Raw genomic sequence first — 18,085 nt, 5'->3', positions numbered from 1 at the left:
CGTCTACCCCCGCCAGCGGTCTGGTGCGGATGAATCCGCCGGTGTTCTACTTTGCCGCGACGGTCATTCTGCTGTTTGGTCTCGTCGTCATCGCCATGCCCGAGCAGGCCGGTGCCTGGTTGCTGCAAGCGCAGAACTGGGCAGCCAGCACGGTCGGCTGGTATTACATGCTCGCGATGACGGTGTATCTGATCTTCGTGGTGGTCACCGCCTTATCCGGCTACGGCAAGATAAAACTCGGTGCCGACCACGACGAGCCCGAATTCAGTTACCTGTCCTGGGCCGGCATGCTGTTCGCCGCCGGGATCAGCATCACGCTGTTTTTCTTTTGCGTGTCCGAGCCGCTCACGCACATGATTCAGCCGCCGCAAGGCGAGGCGGGCACCGCAGATGCGGCGCGTCAGGCGATGCAGATTCTGTTTCTGCACTGGGGCCTGCATGGCTGGGGCGTGTTCGCCTTCGTCGGCATGGCGCTGGCCTATTTCGCTTACCGTCACAACCTGCCGCTGGCGCTGCGCTCGGCGCTGTATCCGCTGATCGGCAAACGCATCAACGGCCCGATCGGTTACGCAGTCGATGGCTTTGGCATCATCGCCACGGTGTTCGGTCTGGGTGCCGACATGGGTTTTGGCGTGCTGCACCTCAACTCCGGTCTCGACTATCTCTTCGGCATCGCTCACACCCAGTGGATTCAGGTCGGCCTGATCACATTGATGATGGGCGCAGCGATCATCGTCGCCGTCTCCGGTGTCGATAAAGGCGTGCGGGTGATGTCCGACATCAACATGCTGCTGGCCTGTGCGCTGCTGCTGTTTGTGTTGTTTGCCGGGCCGACTCAGCACCTGCTCAACACCTTGATCCAGAACCTCGGCGATTACCTTGGCGCCCTGCCGATGAAGAGTTTCGATCTCTACGCCTACGACAAACCGAGCGACTGGCTCGGCGGCTGGACGGTGTTCTACTGGGCCTGGTGGATCGCATGGTCGCCATTCGTGGGCCTGTTCATCGCACGGATTTCCCGTGGCCGCACCATCCGCGAATTCGTCTTCGGCGTGCTGTTGATTCCGCTCGGTTTCACCTTGGCGTGGATGTCGATTTTCGGTAACAGCGCCCTCGATCAGGTACTCAACCATGGCATGAGCGCGCTGGGCATGTCGGCCATCGACAACCCGTCGATGAGCATTTATCTGTTGCTGGAAACCTATCCGTGGAGCAAAACCGTGATCGCCGTGACGGTGTTCATCAGCTTCGTGTTCTTCGTCACCTCGGCGGACTCCGGCACTGTCGTGCTTTCGACGCTGTCGGCCAAGGGCGGTAACCCGGACGAAGACGGACCGAAATGGCTGCGGGTGTTCTGGGGCGCGATGACTGCGCTGATCACCAGTGCGCTGTTGTTCTCCGGCAGCATCGATGCACTGAAGTCAGCGGTGGTACTCACGTCGTTGCCGTTCTCGCTGATTCTGCTGCTGATGATGTGGGGACTGCACAAGGCGTTTTATCTGGAGTCGCAGAAGCAGATTGCGCAGTTGCATTCGCTGGCGCCGGTTTCCGGTTCGCGGCGTGGCACCGGTGGCTGGCGCCAGCGCCTGAGCCAGGCAGTGCACTTCCCGTCGCGTGACGAGGTGTATCGCTTCATGGACACTACGGTGCGCCCGGCGATTGAAGAAGTCACGGCAGTGTTCGTCGAGAAAGGCCTGAACGTGGTCACCCAGCCAGACCCGGCGCATGACAGCGTCAGCCTGGAAATCGGCCATGGCGAGCAGCATCCGTTCATCTATCAAGTGCAGATGCGCGGTTACTTCACGCCGTCATTTGCGCGCGGTGGCATGGGCTCCAAACAGCTCAACAACCGCCGCTATTACCGCGCCGAAGTGCATTTGAGCGAGGGCAGTCAGGACTACGATCTGGTCGGCTACACCAAAGAGCAGATCATCAACGACATCCTCGACCAGTACGAACGGCACATGCAGTTCCTGCACCTGGTGCGTTGATCGGCGGCTGAGCGTCGGGTCTGTTCAGGACTCGGCGCTCAGCACCATGAACAACACCATCGCCGCCATCGGCACGCCGAACACCGCACTGCCAATCGCTATTTCCGAACCGACGGACTGGCCGGAATGCACCACCCCCACCGCGCCATTGATCAACGTCAACGCCAGCCACAACACGGCGAAGCCGTAGGCCATGGTCTGCCGACTGAAGCCGATGCGCTCACCGATGTAGAGCATCAGCGCGAGCAGGACCAGGCCGAAGAAAATGATGATGGCGGTGTGCATGGGGCGTTCTGCCTGAGGGAGATGTCGTGCCGGGAAGAGCGCCTTCGCGAGCAGGCTCGCTCCCACAATGGACCTAGGCTGAACATAAATCTATGTACGCAGGAAATCCCTGTGGGAGCGAGCCTGCTCGCGAAGGGGCCTCCTCGGTGTCACCTTCAGCATAGCCAATCCCGCCGACTCTAAGCCTGTCAGAGGACCAATTCCAAATGTGTATTTTGAAATTACGGCTAGGGGTTACACCTATAGTTGCGATCATCAACTCGCATACGTACAGGATTGGTATGAAATTCCCGGTCGTTCTGCACAAGGATGCCGACTCGGACTACGGAGTGATTATCCCGGATGTCCCCGGCTGCTTTTCCGCAGGCGCTACGGTTGCTGAGGCTTTTGAAAGTACTCGGGAGGCGTTGGCGCTTCACTATGAAGGTCTGGTTGCCGACGGAGCGCCACTGCCGCAGGTGCAAGACATTGATGCGCATCTTGATAATCCGGATTACGCAGGAGGAATCTGGGGCGTGGTCGATTTTGATATCACGCCATATTTCGGCAAGTCAGTGCGGTTCAACGCCACACTGCCTGAGCAACTGTTGGAGCGTATCGATCAAACAGTCAGGCGCGATCAGCGCTACAACTCGCGGTCAGGATTCCTGGCTGCGGCTGCCTTGCGCGAATTGTCGAGCTGAGCGAGATGCTGGAGATCAGGTGCTTTCCCGCTCTATAACCTGACATTGCAGCAGGTTCAAACGTTGCACCTCGTCGCACGGCAACACGCCAAGGCTTTCCAGCACGCGGGTTGCGGCGAGCACGCCGATTTCCAGTGCCGGTGGTTTGATCGTGCTCAGGCTGGGCAGGAGCATTTCAGCGAAGGGGTAGTCGCCGAAGCCGAGCACGGCGCAGTCTTCGCGGATTTTCAGGCCTGCGCGTTGCCCCGCGAGCAGGCCGCCGGCGGCGAGGTTGTCGTTGGCGAAGAAGATTGCATCGGGGCGCGGTGACGCGTTCATCAGCGCCTCCATCGCCTGTTTGCCGGCATCGAACGGTGCGCGGTCGGCGTCGGGCGCGAAGACCCACGGTTCCAGGCCCGATTTGCGCAGGGTCGCGGCATAGCCGTCGCGGCGTTCCAGTGCGCTGAAATCCCCCGGCGCGCTGTTCTGCACGAAGGCGATGCGCCGGTAGCCTTTTTCGAGCAGATGCGTTGCCGCCGTCACCCCCACCTCGAAGTGCGAAAAACCAATCTGCATCGGCTCGCGATCCGGCTGATAATCCCAGGTTTCAATCACTGGAATATCCGCTTCGGCGATCATCTTTTCCGTGCCTGCACTGTGAAAGTGACTGGTCAGCACCAGCGCGGCCGGCGACCAGCCAAGAAACGCGCGCACAGCGTTTTCTTCCTGTTCGACGTCGAAGTAACTCGACGCCAGCAACAACTGATAACCGTGGCGGCTGAGGGTGTCGCTGAAGCCTTGCAGGGTATTGGCGAAGATTGGCCCGGAGATGTTCGGGATGACCATGCCGACGATTTTCCCGCGCGCTGAAGCCAGACCGCCGGCGACCAGATTCGGCACGTAACCCAACTCAGCCACCACTGCCGCAATGCGTTCGCGGCGCTCGGGCGAAACCTGTTCCGGCTGGTTGAAATAGCGCGACACGGTGATCGCCGAAACACCGGCTGCGCGCGCCACGGCATCAAGGGTCACACGGCCGGCGCCACGGCGTTTGCGGGGCTTGTCTGCGCTCACGCGTCGCTCCTCATTAAAAACCAAATCGCATATAAAACTAATTTTTCAGTATTGGACGCTCTATGGCTGAGTTGCCAATATTGCCGATGTTAGCGCTAACAAAGCGCATTGTCTGCTACTCGCTCGAGCGAATGCCCAAGACACCGAATCAGGCGCTGTCGTCGCAGAACGACAGCGGATCAGGGCCAATTTCGAGCGGGCAGAACATGCACAACATTCCTGGGGCGAGACACAAACTGGCGCAGTCGATTCGCGCCACTGGCTGGTTACTGACAGGGTTGGCGGCGCTGCCGTTGCCCAACGTACTGGCGGCTGACAGCCGCGATCAAGAGCCGACGCTGAAGTCGGTGACCGTTACCGCGACCCGCCGCGAGGAGTCGCTGCAAAAAGTCCCGGTCGCAGTTTCGGTGATCGACGGCGAGCAGCTTGAGCGCGATAACCGCAACGGCGTGGCGAGCATCGTTCAGCAGGTGCCCTCGCTGAATTTCCGCACCGGCGCCTCGAACAAAGACACCTCGTTATTCGTGCGCGGCGTCGGCACGATTTCCACCTCGCCCGGCGTTGAGCCGACTGTCGCCACCGTCATCGACGGCGTGGTGTATGCGCGTCCGGGGCAGGCCACGCTTGATCTGCTCGATCTCGAGCGCGTCGAGGTGTTGCGCGGCCCGCAGGGCACGCTGTTCGGCAAGAATGCTTCGGCCGGCGTACTCAACATCACCAGCAAGGCGCCGACTAACGAGACGCATGGCTACGCTGAGCAGTCGTACTACAGCGGCAACGAAAGCCGCACGCGTTTCGGCATTGGCGGCAGCCTGATCCCCGACACTCTGAAAGGCTCGATCAGCACGCTGTTCGGCACCTACGACGGCAACGTCGATAACCAGCACAACGGCCAGGAGGTCAACGGCTACAACCATCGCGGCGTGCGCGGCAAGCTTGAATTCACCCCCAATGACGACGTCACGTTCACCCTGATCGCCGACTACATGCAGTCCCACGACGATGCGCCCAATGGCGTGGTCAGCCAATCCCTGACGCCGGCCTTCAGTAATGCGCTGAGCCCGGTGAATGCCACCAGCCACAACCGCGACATCAACACCGACACCCGCTCTCACATCGAGGACATCAACAAAGGCCTGTCCGCCCAGCTCGACTGGCAATTGAGCGATTACACCCTCACTTCGATCACGGCATGGCGCGGCTGGGACAACACCCAATATCAGGACGGCGACCGTCTCGGCAGCGTGACCGCGGCGTTCCCTGGCACAGCGGACAAGGGCGACCTGGCGTTCGACCAGTATTCCCAAGAGCTGCGTCTGGCCTCGCCGAAGGGTGAATTTCTCGAATACGTTGGCGGCCTGTTCTATATGCACGGCAAGGACGACGAGAGCTATCAGCGCACGCTGACGACCACCACGCGTACCGACCGTGGCGTTGCGGATTACAGCACCACCAGCGACAGTTATGCGCTGTTCGGCGAAAGCACGCTGAACTTCACTTCCGACTTTCGCGGTATCGCCGGGCTGCGCTATACCCACGATGATCTGGAATATGATCATCGTCGCGTTTCCACTTCGTCGACCACGGTCAGCGGCATCCAGCCGGCGACCCGCAGTTCAGGTTCGGTCGATGAAGACGGCTGGTCCGGGCGTCTCGGCGTGCAGTACGACCTGAGCGATACGGTCACCACTTACCTGACTTATTCGCGTGGCTACAAAGGCCCGGCCTACAACGTGTTCTTCAACATGCAGCCGCGCGACACCGAAGCGCTGAAACCGGAAACCTCCAACACCTGGGATGCGGGCATCAAGGCGACCACCTGGAACAATCGCCTGACGACCAACCTGGCGATTTTCCACAGCGACTACGACAACTATCAGGCGAACTTCTTCGACACCGTCGCCGGGCAGGTGGTGACGCGCCTGATCAACGCCGGCAGCGTCAGCACCGAAGGCGTCGAACTCGATTACGCCGTGCAGGCCACCCAGCAACTGAAGTTTTCCGGCGCGCTGGCCTACACCCGCGCACGCATCGACGAGTTCGCCTGCCCGGCCGGCGCGGCGGCGTCGTGCAACGTCAACGGCAAACCGCTGCCCTTCAGCCCGGACTGGAAAAGTTACGTGCGCGCCGATTACACCATCGCGCTGGATAATGGTCTGGACCTCGAACTGGGCACCGATTACAGCTGGCAAAGCGAAGTGCAGTACGACATCAGCCAGAATCCCGATACCAAACAGGGCGCCTATGGGCTGTGGAACGCCAGCGTCGCACTGGCCGATTACAGCAACGGCTGGCGTGTTGCGGTGCTCGGCAAAAACCTCGCCGACAAGTCCTACTCGCCGTTGCTCGCCAGTGGCGGCAGCTACATCTACCGCGCGGTGCCTCGGGACGACGAGCGCTATTTTGGCGTGCAACTGCGCAAGGATTTCTGAGATGAGCAGACAGATGAAACTCGGCGCGTTTCTCATGGCCACCGGGCACCACGTGGCCGCTTGGCGGCATGCCGATGTGCCGGCGAATGCCGGGCTGGATTTCGCCCATTACAAGCGGCTGGCGCAGATTGCCGAAGCGGCGAAATTCGATGCGCTGTTCGTCGCCGACAGCGTCGCCGCACCGACCCACGACATCGCCAGTCGCATGGCGCGCTCCGATCACTTCGAACCGCTGACCTTGCTCTCGGCCCTCAGTGCGGTGACCGGGCACATCGGCCTGATCGCCACGGCGACCACCAGTTACAACGAGCCGTACCACGTCGCGCGCAAATTCGCTTCGCTTGATCATTTGTCCGGCGGGCGAGCGGGGTGGAATCTGGTCACCTCGGACAACGCCGCCGAAGCGCTGAATTTTGGTCGTAACGAACATATCGGCCACGCTGAACGCTACAGCCGCGCGCGCGAATTTCATCAAGTGGTCACCGGCCTGTGGGACAGCTGGGAGGACGACGCGTTTGTGCGCGACAAGGCCAGTGGTGCGTATTACCACCCGGAAAAACTGCACGTGCTGGATCATGTCGGCGAACACTTTCGGGTCAAAGGACCGCTGAATGTCGCCCGGTCACCGCAGGGGCAACCGGTGATCATCCAGGCCGGTTCGTCCGAAACCGGACGCGAGTTGGCCGCGCAGACGGCTGAAGTGGTGTTCACCGCACAGTCATCCTTGGCCAGTGCGCAGGCGTTCTACGCCGACCTCAAGGGGCGCCTGCCTCGGTACGGTCGCAATGCCGATTCGCTGAAAATCATGCCCGGTGTCTTCGTTGTGGTCGGCCGTACCGAAGCCGAAGCGCAGGAAAAGTGTGAAACGTTTCAGCAATTGGTCGAACCCGAGGTGGGCGTGGCCTTGCTTGGGCGTATGCTGGGCAACTTCGATTTGTCGAAGTATCCGCTGGACGGGCCATTACCGGAGTTACCACTGACGCAAAGCGGTCAGCAGAGCCGGCAGACATTACTGACCGAGCTGGCGGGGCGCGAGCAACTGAGCCTAGCTGAACTGGGTCGTAAAATTGCCGGTGGGCGTGGGCATTACAGCCTGGTCGGAACGCCCGGGCAGATCGCTGATCAGTTGCAGGAGTGGTTCGAACAAGGCGCGGCGGACGGTTTCAACCTGCTGGTGCCGCACCTGCCGGGCGGGCTGGAAGACTTCGCCAACGGCGTGGTTCCGGAACTGCAGCGGCGTGGACTGTTCAGAACGGAGTATGAAGGCCGGACGTTGCGCCAGAACCTCGATCTGGCGCGACCGAAAAACAGATTTGCGTGACCGCTTCGCGGTCAATCGCCAGCAGGCTGGCTACCACACTGGATGGCAGCCTGCTCGAAGGGGTTGGCTCCCACACTGGATGGCGGCCTGTTGAAGGGGTTGGTTTTCCAGCAGCAATGCGGTCCCCTGTGGGAGCCAGCCTGCTGGCGATAAGGTCGGCACGACCTTGCAGAATTCAGACAAGACAGACAAGAGAAAACTCGATGATCTACACCGCTGCCGAAAACCGCTACGACTCCATCCCTTACCGCCGCGTCGGGCGCAGCGGTCTGGTGCTGCCGGCATTGTCGCTGGGCCTGTGGCACAACTTCGGCGACAGCACGCCGATCGACACCCAGCGCGCCCTGCTGCGCACCGCCTTCGACCTGGGCATCAACCACTTCGACCTCGCCAACAACTACGGTCCGCCATACGGCAGCGCCGAGATCAATTTCGGGCGTCTGCTGCGTGAAGACTTCAAGCAGTACCGCGACGAGTTGATCATTTCCAGCAAGGCCGGTTGGGACATGTGGCCCGGCCCGTACGGGCAGGGCGGCGGTTCGCGCAAATACGTGCTGGCCAGCCTCGACCAGAGCCTGCAACGCTTGGGTCTGGACTATGTCGATATCTTCTATTCGCACCGCTTCGACCCGGACACGCCACTGGAAGAAACCGCCAGTGCCCTCGCCACTGCCGTGCAACAGGGCAAGGCTTTGTACATCGGCATCTCGTCCTACTCCGGGGTGAAAACCCGCGAAATGGCCGAGCTGCTGAAAGAGTGGAAAGTGCCGCTGTTGATCCACCAGCCGGCGTACAACCTGCTCAATCGCTGGGTGGAAAAAGATCTGCTCGACACCACCGAAGAACTCGGCACCGGCGTGATTGCCTTCACCCCGCTGGCGCAAGGTCTGCTCACCGACAAATACCTCAACGGCGTACCGGCGGATGCGCGGGTCAATCGCCCGGGCGGCGGCTCGTTACAGGCTTCGCACCTGTCCGAGGAAAATATTGCTCACGTACGGGCGTTGAACGAGATCGCCCAGCGTCGCGGGCAGAGCCTGGCGCAACTGGCGCTGGCATGGACACTGCGCGATCCGCGAGTGACTTCGGCACTGATCGGCGCGAGCCGGCCGGAGCAGATCATCGAGAACGTCGGCGCATTGAAGAATCTGAATTTCAGCGCTGAGGAACTGGCGGAGATTGACCGGTTTGCCCAGGAGGGCGGGATCAATCTGTGGGAGAAGCCTTCGACGGCGGAGTGATGAAGATTGGGTTGGGTCAACAAGATCCAACCCCCTCACCCCAGCCCTCTCCCCCAGGGGGGCGAGGGGGAAAGGGAGCCGATTTTCATGATTTTCAATACCTGAATTCAACCCGACATTTCAGGCCGATGTAGCTCGCAAACACCTCCGTCAGTCCCCCTCTACCCGAGGGGGGCGAGGGGGAAAGGCAGCCGATTTTCATGATTTTCAATACTTGAATTCAACCCGACATTTCAGGCCGATGTAGCTCGTACAAACATCTGCGGTCAGTCCCCTCTCCCTCCGGGAGAGGGTTAGGGTGAGGGGCTTTTGCTGTTCAGGGCTCAGCGAAAAAACGGCACATCCCCCAACACCGTCGCCCGCTGCATCACCCGCCGCGCGGGGCGGTAATCGTCTACCGCGTAATGCTGCGTCACGCGGTTGTCCCAGAATGCAATGTCGTCCTTCTGCCAGCGCCAGCGAATGGTGAACTCCGGCCGCGTTGCGTGGGCGAACAGAAATCTTAGAATCGCTTCGCTCTCAGTCTCCGCCAGTTCATTGATCTTCGAGGTGAAGCCCTCGTTGACGAACAGCGAGCGCCGGCCGCTGACCGGATGCGTACGAATCACCGGGTGTGACAGCGGTGGATTCTTGCGCCGTGCTTCTTCCCATTGGGCCAGCGCCTCGGGCGTATTGCCGTAGCGTTCCCGCGGAAACGAACGGGTGAAATCGTGAGTCGCGGTCAGCCCTTCGAGCAAGCCTTTCATGGGCGTCGACAACGCCTCATACGCTGCAATGCCGCTGGCCCACAAGGTGTCGCCACCGAACTCCGGCAGCAACTTGGCGCTGAGCACCGCGCCCATCGCCGGGGTCGGCAGGAAGGTCACGTCGGTGTGCCAGATGGCGTTGTCGCGTACATCGGTGACGGCCGTATCAAGGATCAGAACTTCTGGCTGATCGGGCACATTCGGGTAGATCGGATGAATGTGCAGGTCGCCGAAATACGCGGCGAAGCGTGCCTGTTGCGGCGGCTCGATCGGCTGGTTGCGGAAGAACAGCACTTGATACTCGAGCAGCGCCTGCTCAATGGCATCGCGGTGTTCCAGGCTCAATGGCTGGCTGATGTCGACGCCACCGATCTGCGCGCCGAGGGCCGAGCTTAAGGGGGTGATGGTGAGGCTGCTCATGGTCGTACTCTTCAAATTCGGGTATCGAGCTTCTTGTGGGAGCGAGCCTGCTCGCGAATGCGCAGTGTCAGGCAATAGTGCTGTGACTGATCCGACGCTTTCGCGAGCAGGCTCGCTCCCACAACGATTGTTTACATGACGTGGGTCAGTGCGCCTGGCCATGCCACGGAACCAGCTTGCGCTGCAGGGCGCGCAGGCCCATTTCCATGGCGAAGGCGATCAGGGCGATGACCAGAATGCCCAGCACCACCACATCGGTGACCAGAAACTGCGCGGCCGATTGCACCATGAAGCCCAGGCCACTGGTGGCCGCGATCAATTCAGCGGCGACCAATGTCGACCAGCCAACCCCCAGACCAATGCGCACACCGGTCAGAATGTCTGGCAGGGCGCTGGGCAAAATCACATGGCGAATCAGTTGTGCACGGGTCGCCCCCAGCGACTGCGCGGCGCGCAATTTCGCCGGATCAACCGTGCGTACGCCGGTCGCGGTGGCGATGGCAATCGGCGCGAAAATCGCCAGATAGATCAGCAGCACTTTCGACAACTCGCCGATACCACACCAGATCACGATCAGCGGCAGATAAGCCAGCGGCGGAATCGGCCGGTAGAACTCTATCAGCGGATCGAGCACGCCACGGGCGATGCGGTTGGCGCCGATGGCGATGCCCACCGGCACGGCGGTCAGAATCGCAAAGCCGAGGCCCAGACCGATGCGGCTGAGGCTCGCGCCCAGGTGCTGCCACAGGGTCGAATCCATGTAGCCAGTGGTCGCCAGCAACCAGCCTTTTTGCAGCACCGCGGACGGTGGTGGCAGGAACAGCGGTTCGATCAATCCAGTGGCCGTCACCGCCCACCAGATCGCCAGCAACGCGATCAACGTCAGCAGGCTGATCCAGCGTGTACTCAGGCTGCGGCGCACCGGGGTGACCACCGAGGATGTTTTCACCGCCGCAGCGGTGACGTCGTAGCTGCTCATACGCGCTCCTGCCGTTGCCCGGCGCTGCGTTGCGAGAACACTTTGCTCAACACGTGCTCGCGAGTTTCGATAAAGCGCGGATCGGATTTGATCGCGCGGGCCGACTCGCCAGCGGCATAACGCTGACCAAAATCCAGGTGCAGGCGCTCAACGATCTGCCCCGGATTCGGCGCCAGCAGAATCAGGTCGGTGGCGAGGAACACTGCTTCTTCAATGTCATGGGTAATCAGGAAAACCGGCTTGGTCGTGCGCTGCCAGACTTGCAGCAGCAGCTCTTGCATCTGCTCGCGAGTGAACGCGTCGAGAGCGCCGAAAGGCTCGTCCATCAGCAACACGCGAGGATCGGCGGCAAGAGCGCGGGCGAGGCCGACACGTTGTTTCTGGCCGCCGGAAAGTTGCCAGATACGGCGGTTTTCAAACCCCGAGAGATCCACCAGCGCGAGCATTTCACGGGCGATTTTTTCGCGTCTGTCCCTGGCGACACCGGCCAGTTCCAGACCGAATGCAACGTTGGCCAGCACGTCCTGCCATGGCAGCAAGGCGTCGTCTTGAAACACCACACCACGCTCGGCGCTCGGGCCTTTGACCGGCACGCCGTCAAGGATGATGCGCCCGGCACTCGGTTCGACGAAACCGGCAATCAGGTTCAACAGCGAAGTCTTGCCACTGCCGGACGGGCCGAGGGCGACCAGCAACTGCTGGGGCCCCAGGGTCAAAGAAATATCCGCCAGCACCGGCTCAGGGCTGCCCGGGTACTGTGCGCTGATGCGCTCCAGCTGTAGCAAGGCCATCGCTGTCTACTCCCGATCAGTTGGTGATGTATTTGGCGCTGACGTACGGCGCGTAGTCCGGCAGCACAGCTTCGACCTTGCCCTGCTCCTTGAGGAACGCGGCGGTGTCGGTGATGGCTTTGGTGGTCGGCGCGCCGAGGTCGCTGACCTGATCCGCCGCCAGCGGGTAGACGTTGCCTTGCAGCAGCAACGGAATGTCGCTGGCCTTGGCGCCGGACAGCTTGACCAGCTTGTCGACATTGGACTGATTCGCCAGCCAGGCTTGCGGATCCTTGCGGTAATCGGCGTAGGCGTCGAGGGTGACCTTGGCGAACGCGGTGACGATTTCCGGGTGCTTCTCGGCGAAGTCCTTGCGCACGATCCACGCATCGAACGTTGGCGCGCCAAATTTGGCCAGCTCGCCGGAGGTGATCAACACTTTGCCGTTCTCCTTGGCCACGCCGAGTGCCGGATCCCAGACGTAGGTGGCGTCGATGTCGCCGCGTTTCCAGGCGGCGATTATCGCGGGCGGGGCGAGGTTGAGCACGGTGACTTTCGACGGGTCGATGTTCCAGTGTTTCAGCGCGGCGAGCAGGCTGTAGTGCCCGGTGGAGACGAACGGCACGGCGATTTTCTTGCCGATCAGATCCTGCGGCGTCTTGATGCCGGAGCCATCGCGCGCAACCAGTGCTTCGGCGGCGCCGATCTGCGTGGCGATGAGGAAGGTTTGCACCGGAACCTTACGCGTGATCGCGGCGGTCAGGGGACTCGAACCGAGGTAACCGATCTGCACGTCACCGGAGGCGATGGCGGCGATGATGTCGGCGCCGTTGTCGAACTTGCGCCAGGCGATATCGGCTTTGGTGGCTTTTTCGTAAGCGCCGTCGGCCTGGGCAACTTTTGCCGGGTCAACGGTGGTCTGGTAGGCGACGGTGAGATCGGCAGCCTGCGCCAGAAAGCTTGCGGCAGCCAGAGTGGCAGCGGCGAGCAGGCGAAGCGGGACATTCAGTTTCATTGAAGAGCTCCATATCAGGCGACCGAGCGTCGGCGTGGATGGAGACTAAATGATCTAAGAATCTTGAAATAAATAACTTTTTCGAATGAGCTTATGAGCGGAAAAATCTAAGCGCGAGGAGGTTGTGGGCGGTTCGGATTTATTCGTTCGACGTTAGATCTTTGCCCCCTCACCCCAGCCCTCTCCCCCAGGGGGGCGAGGGGGAAAGGGAGCCGATCTTCATGTTTTTCAAGTCTTGGGTTCGGCGCGGTATTGCAGGTTTACGTACGTCGCACCAACACCGCGGTCAGTCCCCTCTCCCTCCGGGAGAGGGTTAGGGTGAGGGGCTCTTCAAGGGGCTCTTCAGTTGCTGATTGCGAGGATGCTTGCCTGATACGAACCGACAAACACATCAAAATCCCCCACCTCGTTCTGCTCCAGCTCAGCCTGCGCTGCCAAAGAAGTGCGCGCCACTTCCTCAAACTTCGCCTGCTCATCCGCCGGCAACGGCTCGCTGCGGAAGAACTCGGCATGGGCCTGGCTCTGGCGCAGCGAGAACTGCGCAAAGCTTTCCTTGTGCTCGGCCATCGCCGCCAGTACCTGTGCCGACGGTGTCAGGGACGGATCGCTGACTTTCGCCAGTTGCGCATCCAGCGCCTGGCTGTGCGCATCGCCGCCGTGGCTCTGATCGAGCAGCGCAGCCAGCGGAGCGATGTGCTCGAGCAGTTCGGCAGCCCAGGTCTTCATCTCGACCGCTTGGCCGTCGCGCTGCAATTGCAGGCCCGGACGCCGACCTTCCTTGACCACGCTGAGGAAATTCGAGGTCGCGTTACTGCACGAAGTGTTGGTCAGCAGCGGGCTGTCGTTCAACGCGCAGTACAGCAGGAACGCGTCGAGGAAGCGCGACTCGGTCAGGTCGATGCCCATCGGCAGGAACGGGTTGATGTCCAGGCAACGCACTTCGACGTACTGAATGCCGCGCGCCATCAAGGCCTGGATCGGCCGCTCGCCGGTGTAGGTCACACGTTTCGGGCGGATGTTGGAGTAGTACTCGTTTTCGATCTGCAGGATGTTGGTGTTGAGCTGCACCCACTCGCCATCCTTGTGCGTGCCGACTTCGACGTACGGCGCGTACGGCGTGGCCACGGCTTTGCGCAGGCTGTCGGTGTAGCTCGCCAGATCGTTGTAGCACGGCGTCAGACCGGCCTGGGCGTTGCTCTGGTAACCGAGGTCGCTCATGCGCAGGCTGGTCGCGTACGGCAGGTACAAGGTGTCCGGGTCGAGCTGTTCGAGCTGATGCGAACGACCGCGCAGGAAACCCGCATCCAGCGCCGGCGACGCACCGAACAGATACATCAGCAGCCAGCTGTAGCGACGGAAGTTGCGGATCAGCGCAATGTAGGACACCGACTGGAAATCGCGGTCGGTGCCGACGAAGCCCTCGGACTCGCGCAACAGCGGCCAGAGCTGTTCCGGCAGTGAAAAGTTGTAGTGAATCCCGGCGATGCATTGCATGGTCTTGCCGTAACGCAGGGCCAGGCCCTTGCGGTAGACGTATTTGAGCTGACCGATGTTGGAGGTGCCGTAATAGGCGATCGGGATGTCTTCCTCGGCCGGCAGCGGGCACGGCATCGATGGGCTCCACAGGTACTCGTCGCCGAGTTTGCTGTAGGCGAAGCGATGAATCTTGTCCAGGCTCGCCAGGGTGTCGGCCGGGTCGGGCAGGGCGGGCGTGATGAATTCCAGCAGCGACTCGGAGTAGTCGGTGGTGATCTGTTCGTTGGTCAGCGCGGAACCCAAGGCTTCGGGGTGCGGCGTTTGCGCCAGGCGACCTTCGCTGGTCACGCGCAGGCATTCACGTTCGATACCGTGCAGGCACTGCTCGAGCAGAGAGAGGTTAGCGCGCTCGCCGAGCAGAGCCAGGCGGCGGTTGAGAAGTTCGCTCAATTTGGATTCCTTCACGCGTCAGTCGCCCCAATATGGGGGTGGGCAGGACGGTCTACAAGGGTGAAGTTGAAACTGGCGTTATCGCCTGGTTTAGTAGCGGCAGGCCATTTGCCGGTCAGTCAGGAACTGCACAATCCTTGTGGGAGCGAGCCTGCTCGCCGCACCGTCGCTCCCACAGGGTTCGTTGCGCCGAAATTAACCCAAAATGATGGCCAACATCTACAGGACAGCGAAGGTGCCTTGCGCTTTTGCGACCAGTTTGTCGCCCTGCATCACATCGGCTTCGACAACCAGCGTGCGGCGGCCCGGGTGGATCACCCGCGCCGTGCACACTACCTCGCCCTCGGAAACGGCGCGGATGTAGTTGATCTTGCATTCGATGGTCGCGCTCTGCTGATCGAACCCGTGGCTGCTGGAGCAGGCCAGCCCCATGGCGATGTCGACCAGACTGAACAGCGCGCCGCCGTGCAGTTTGCCGCCGCGATTACGCAGCTGCGGCTCCAGCACCAGGGCGACTTGCGCCACCCCGGTTTCCAGGCTGTGCAGGCGGCAGCCCAACAGCTTGAAAAACGCGCTCTCGACGAGCCCGGCCGGCAGCTCCATCAGCGTTTCTTCAACTGCTTGGCGTTGGCGAACAGCGAGGCCATCGCATTGTTCACCGGCGCTGCGGTGACGGTTTCCTTGCGTGGCGCGTTGTTCGACGGCTGGCGTTGCGCCGAGCCCGGACGCGAGCCACGGGCGCCGTCGATTTTCTCGCCCGGCGTGTCGCCCATGCGCATCGACAGGCCGACGCGTTTGCGCGGGATGTCGACTTCCATGACCTTCACCTTGACCACGTCACCGGCCTTCACCGCTTCGCGCGGATCCTTGATGAATTTTTCCGACAGCGCCGAAATATGCACCAGACCATCCTGGTGCACACCGATGTCAACGAACGCGCCGAACGCGGTCACGTTGGTCACCACGCCTTCGAGGATCATCCCCAGTTGCAGGTCCTTGAGGTCTTCGACGCCTTCCTGGAACTCGGCGGTCTTGAACTCCGGACGCGGGTCGCGGCCGGGTTTTTCCAGTTCCTGAAGGATGTCGGTCACGGTGGGCAGACCGAAAGTTTCGTCGGTGAATTTCTTCGGATCGAGGCGCTTGAGGAAAGCGGCATCGCCGATCAGCGAGCGAATGTCACGGTCGGTTTCGGCGGCGATGCGCTGCACCAGCGGATAGGCTTCCGGGTGCACCGCGGACGAATCCAGCGGGTTGTCACCATTCATCACGCGCAGGAAGCCGGCGGCCTGTTCGAAGGTCTTTTCGCCCAGACGCGCGACTTTCTTCAGCGCCGCCCGGGTCTTGAATGCGCCGTGTTCGTCGCGGTGCGCAACGATGTTTTGCGCCAGTGTCGCGTTGAGGCCGGAGATGCGCGCCAGCAGCGCCACCGACGCGGTGTTGACGTCGACGCCGACGGCGTTCACGCAATCCTCGACCACCGCGTCCAGACCGCGCGCCAGTTTCAGTTGCGACACGTCGTGCTGGTACTGGCCGACACCGATGGATTTCGGATCGATCTTCACCAGCTCCGCCAGTGGATCCTGCAAGCGACGAGCAATCGACACTGCGCCACGGATCGACACGTCGAGATCGGGGAATTCCTTGGCCGCCAGTTCCGATGCCGAGTACACCGATGCGCCCGCTTCGGACACCATGACCTTGGTCATTTTCATCGCCGGGTATTTTTTGATCAGCTCGATCGCCAGCTTGTCGGTCTCGCGGCTGGCGGTGCCGTTGCCGATGGCGATCAGGTCCACCGAATGCTTGGCGCACAGGGCGGCCAGGATGGCGATGGTCTGATCCCATTTGTTGTGCGGCACGTGCGGGTAAACCGTGGCGTGATCGAGCAGCTTGCCGGTCGAGTCGACCACGGCCACTTTGCAACCGGTACGCAGGCCCGGGTCGAGGCCGAGGGTAGCGCGCGGGCCGGCCGGGGCGGCCAGCAGCAAGTCGTGCAGGTTGTGCGCGAACACATTGATCGCTTCGGTTTCGGCACCATCGCGCAATTCGCCGAGCAGGTCGGTTTCCAGATGGGTGTAGAGCTTGACCTTCCAGGTCCAGCGCACCACTTCACCGAGCCATTTGTCGGCGGCGCGATTCTGGTTCTGGATGCCGAATTGCTGGGCGATCATGCCTTCGCACGGATGCATGGTACCCGGCAGTTCGTCGCCAACTTTCAGTGCGGAGCTGAGAATGCCTTCGTTGCGGCCACGGAAAATCGCCAGCGCACGGTGCGACGGCATGCTTTTCAGCGGTTCATCGTGTTCGAAGTAGTCGCGGAACTTGGCGCCTTCTTCTTCCTTGCCGGCGATCACGCGGGCGCTGAGAGTGGCTTCCTGTTTCAGGTAGTTACGCAATTTTTCCAGCAGGCTGGCGTCTTCGGCGAACCGCTCCATGAGGATGTACTTGGCGCCTTCCAGCGCAGCCTTGACGTCCGCTACGCCTTTTTCGGCATCGACGAAGCGCGCGGCTTCGGCTTCGGGGGCCAGAGTCGGGTCGTTGAACAGGCCGTCAGCCAGCTCGCCGAGGCCGGCTTCGAGGGCGATCTGGCCCTTGGTGCGGCGCTTCTGCTTGTACGGCAGGTACAAGTCTTCGAGGCGAGTCTTGGTGTCGGCGAGCTTGATGTCGCGCTCAAGAGCCGGCGTGAGTTTGCCTTGCTCTTCGATACTGGCAAGGATGCTGATGCGCCGTTCGTCGAGTTCTCGCAGGTAGCGCAGGCGCTCTTCCAGATGACGCAACTGGGTGTCATCGAGGCTGCCGGTGACTTCTTTCCGGTAACGGGCGATGAAGGGAACGGTAGAGCCTTCATCGAGTAGCGCGACGGCCGCTTCGACCTGTTGTGGGCGTACACCGAGTTCCTCGGCAATGCGGCTGTTGATGCTGTCCATAAAACCACCTGACATAGTGTGAAAGCAGGCTCGCGGGCACGGAAATAAAGGCCCGGAGTCTGGTTGAGCGGCTAGAGAATTGCCGCTGCCTGGATCAAGAGGCAGCCCATTGACCCGTGAAATCGAACGATTACTGCGCGGCGCGGGGAAAAAGCCTGCCACCTGCGGTAACGATTCAGACGTTGCCTGGCACAAAACGCCGCGCATTATAACCAGCGTTCTGTCATTCGGGGGCGTTGCAGTCTGTAGGCATAAACCCCGGTTTTCTGGCAGTGAAGGAAAAATCTGCTAACAAT

14 protein-coding genes are annotated in these 18,085 nt (G+C 61.3%); 5 read left to right on the top strand and 9 right to left on the bottom strand.

Going from position 1 to position 18,085, the window contains the following annotated elements:
- Window positions 1–29 precede the first annotated feature (29 nt).
- A complete protein-coding gene (betT, locus tag J3P75_RS26545) occupies window positions 30–1,991 on the top strand; it encodes a choline transporter BetT (protein ID WP_434711383.1) in 1,962 nt (653 codons plus the stop codon).
- Between the two features lie 24 nt (window positions 1,992–2,015).
- Here betT and J3P75_RS26540 read toward each other — a convergent pair whose 3' ends face one another.
- Window positions 2,016–2,276: a hypothetical protein gene (locus J3P75_RS26540; RefSeq protein WP_434708751.1), complete on the bottom strand. Its 261-nt coding sequence runs from the start codon at window positions 2,274–2,276 to the stop codon at window positions 2,016–2,018.
- 281 nt (window positions 2,277–2,557) lie between these two features.
- Here J3P75_RS26540 and J3P75_RS26535 point away from each other — a divergent pair, with 281 nt between their 5' ends.
- Window positions 2,558–2,959, top strand: a complete 402-nt coding sequence (locus J3P75_RS26535; protein WP_093107020.1) for a type II toxin-antitoxin system HicB family antitoxin — start codon at window positions 2,558–2,560, stop codon at window positions 2,957–2,959.
- Window positions 2,960–2,974: 15 nt separating this feature from the next.
- On the opposite strand, the gene J3P75_RS26530 is transcribed toward J3P75_RS26535, so the two are convergent.
- A complete protein-coding gene (locus J3P75_RS26530; protein WP_434708750.1) occupies window positions 2,975–4,012 on the bottom strand; it encodes a LacI family DNA-binding transcriptional regulator in 1,038 nt (345 codons plus the stop codon).
- Between the two features lie 206 nt (window positions 4,013–4,218).
- Between J3P75_RS26530 and J3P75_RS26525 the strand changes: the two genes are divergently transcribed.
- From J3P75_RS26525 to mgrA, 3 genes are all read left to right on the top strand, one after another.
- Window positions 4,219–6,444 carry a TonB-dependent receptor gene (locus tag J3P75_RS26525; protein WP_434711381.1) on the top strand — a complete coding sequence of 742 codons (2,226 nt, stop codon included), beginning with the start codon at window positions 4,219–4,221 and terminating at the stop codon, window positions 6,442–6,444.
- Between the two features lies 1 nt (window position 6,445).
- Window positions 6,446–7,765, top strand: a complete 1,320-nt coding sequence (locus tag J3P75_RS26520) for an LLM class flavin-dependent oxidoreductase (protein WP_434708749.1) — start codon at window positions 6,446–6,448, stop codon at window positions 7,763–7,765.
- Window positions 7,766–7,968: 203 nt separating this feature from the next.
- On the top strand, window positions 7,969–9,006 hold the full coding sequence (gene mgrA, locus J3P75_RS26515) for an L-glyceraldehyde 3-phosphate reductase (RefSeq protein WP_434708748.1): 1,038 nt from the start codon (window positions 7,969–7,971) through the stop codon (window positions 9,004–9,006).
- Between the two features lie 323 nt (window positions 9,007–9,329).
- On the opposite strand, the gene tauD is transcribed toward mgrA, so the two are convergent.
- The 7 genes from tauD to J3P75_RS26480 form a co-directional block, all read right to left on the bottom strand.
- The gene (tauD, locus tag J3P75_RS26510; RefSeq protein ID WP_434708747.1) at window positions 9,330–10,172 is read right to left on the bottom strand and encodes a taurine dioxygenase; all 843 of its coding nucleotides are present in this window, start codon (window positions 10,170–10,172) and stop codon (window positions 9,330–9,332) included.
- A 145-nt stretch (window positions 10,173–10,317) separates the two neighbouring features.
- Window positions 10,318–11,151 carry a taurine ABC transporter permease TauC gene (tauC, locus tag J3P75_RS26505; RefSeq protein WP_434708745.1) on the bottom strand — a complete coding sequence of 278 codons (834 nt, stop codon included), beginning with the start codon at window positions 11,149–11,151 and terminating at the stop codon, window positions 10,318–10,320.
- Window positions 11,148–11,942 carry a taurine ABC transporter ATP-binding subunit gene (tauB, locus tag J3P75_RS26500; protein ID WP_434708744.1) on the bottom strand — a complete coding sequence of 265 codons (795 nt, stop codon included), beginning with the start codon at window positions 11,940–11,942 and terminating at the stop codon, window positions 11,148–11,150. Before tauB ends, tauC begins: the two co-directional genes overlap by 4 nt.
- A gap of 16 nt (window positions 11,943–11,958) precedes the next feature.
- A complete protein-coding gene (gene tauA, locus J3P75_RS26495) occupies window positions 11,959–12,936 on the bottom strand; it encodes a taurine ABC transporter substrate-binding protein (RefSeq protein WP_434708743.1) in 978 nt (325 codons plus the stop codon).
- A gap of 342 nt (window positions 12,937–13,278) precedes the next feature.
- A complete protein-coding gene (gshA, locus tag J3P75_RS26490) occupies window positions 13,279–14,862 on the bottom strand; it encodes a glutamate--cysteine ligase (RefSeq protein ID WP_434708742.1) in 1,584 nt (527 codons plus the stop codon).
- Between the two features lie 219 nt (window positions 14,863–15,081).
- The gene (locus J3P75_RS26485) at window positions 15,082–15,465 is read right to left on the bottom strand and encodes a PaaI family thioesterase (RefSeq protein ID WP_434708741.1); all 384 of its coding nucleotides are present in this window, start codon (window positions 15,463–15,465) and stop codon (window positions 15,082–15,084) included.
- Window positions 15,465–17,789, bottom strand: a complete 2,325-nt coding sequence (locus J3P75_RS26480; protein ID WP_434708740.1) for a Tex family protein — start codon at window positions 17,787–17,789, stop codon at window positions 15,465–15,467. The genes J3P75_RS26485 and J3P75_RS26480 overlap by 1 nt, the downstream gene beginning before the upstream one ends.
- Between the last annotated feature and the right edge of the window lie 296 nt (window positions 17,790–18,085).

This window comes from Pseudomonas sp. R1-1 (assembly GCF_051132135.1).
GTDB lineage: Bacteria > Pseudomonadota > Gammaproteobacteria > Pseudomonadales > Pseudomonadaceae > Aquipseudomonas.
This window is presented reverse-complemented; position numbering and strand designations above follow the sequence as displayed.

Bases quoted from the DNA above. Each gene is read 5' to 3' on its own strand.
- betT (WP_434711383.1), top strand. From the start codon at position 30: ATGAATCCGCCGGTGTTCTACTTTGCCGCGACGGTCATTCTGCTGTTT.
- J3P75_RS26540 (WP_434708751.1), bottom strand. From the start codon at position 2,276: ATGCACACCGCCATCATCATTTTCTTCGGCCTGGTCCTGCTCGCGCTG.
- J3P75_RS26535 (WP_093107020.1), top strand. From the start codon at position 2,558: ATGAAATTCCCGGTCGTTCTGCACAAGGATGCCGACTCGGACTACGGA.
- J3P75_RS26525 (WP_434711381.1), top strand. From the start codon at position 4,219: ATGCACAACATTCCTGGGGCGAGACACAAACTGGCGCAGTCGATTCGC.
- J3P75_RS26520 (WP_434708749.1), top strand. From the start codon at position 6,446: ATGAGCAGACAGATGAAACTCGGCGCGTTTCTCATGGCCACCGGGCAC.
- mgrA (WP_434708748.1), top strand. From the start codon at position 7,969: ATGATCTACACCGCTGCCGAAAACCGCTACGACTCCATCCCTTACCGC.
- tauD (WP_434708747.1), bottom strand. From the start codon at position 10,172: ATGAGCAGCCTCACCATCACCCCCTTAAGCTCGGCCCTCGGCGCGCAG.
- tauC (WP_434708745.1), bottom strand. From the start codon at position 11,151: ATGAGCAGCTACGACGTCACCGCTGCGGCGGTGAAAACATCCTCGGTG.
- tauB (WP_434708744.1), bottom strand. From the start codon at position 11,942: ATGGCCTTGCTACAGCTGGAGCGCATCAGCGCACAGTACCCGGGCAGC.
- tauA (WP_434708743.1), bottom strand. From the start codon at position 12,936: ATGAAACTGAATGTCCCGCTTCGCCTGCTCGCCGCTGCCACTCTGGCT.
- J3P75_RS26485 (WP_434708741.1), bottom strand. From the start codon at position 15,465: ATGGAGCTGCCGGCCGGGCTCGTCGAGAGCGCGTTTTTCAAGCTGTTG.
- J3P75_RS26480 (WP_434708740.1), bottom strand. From the start codon at position 17,789: ATGGACAGCATCAACAGCCGCATTGCCGAGGAACTCGGTGTACGCCCA.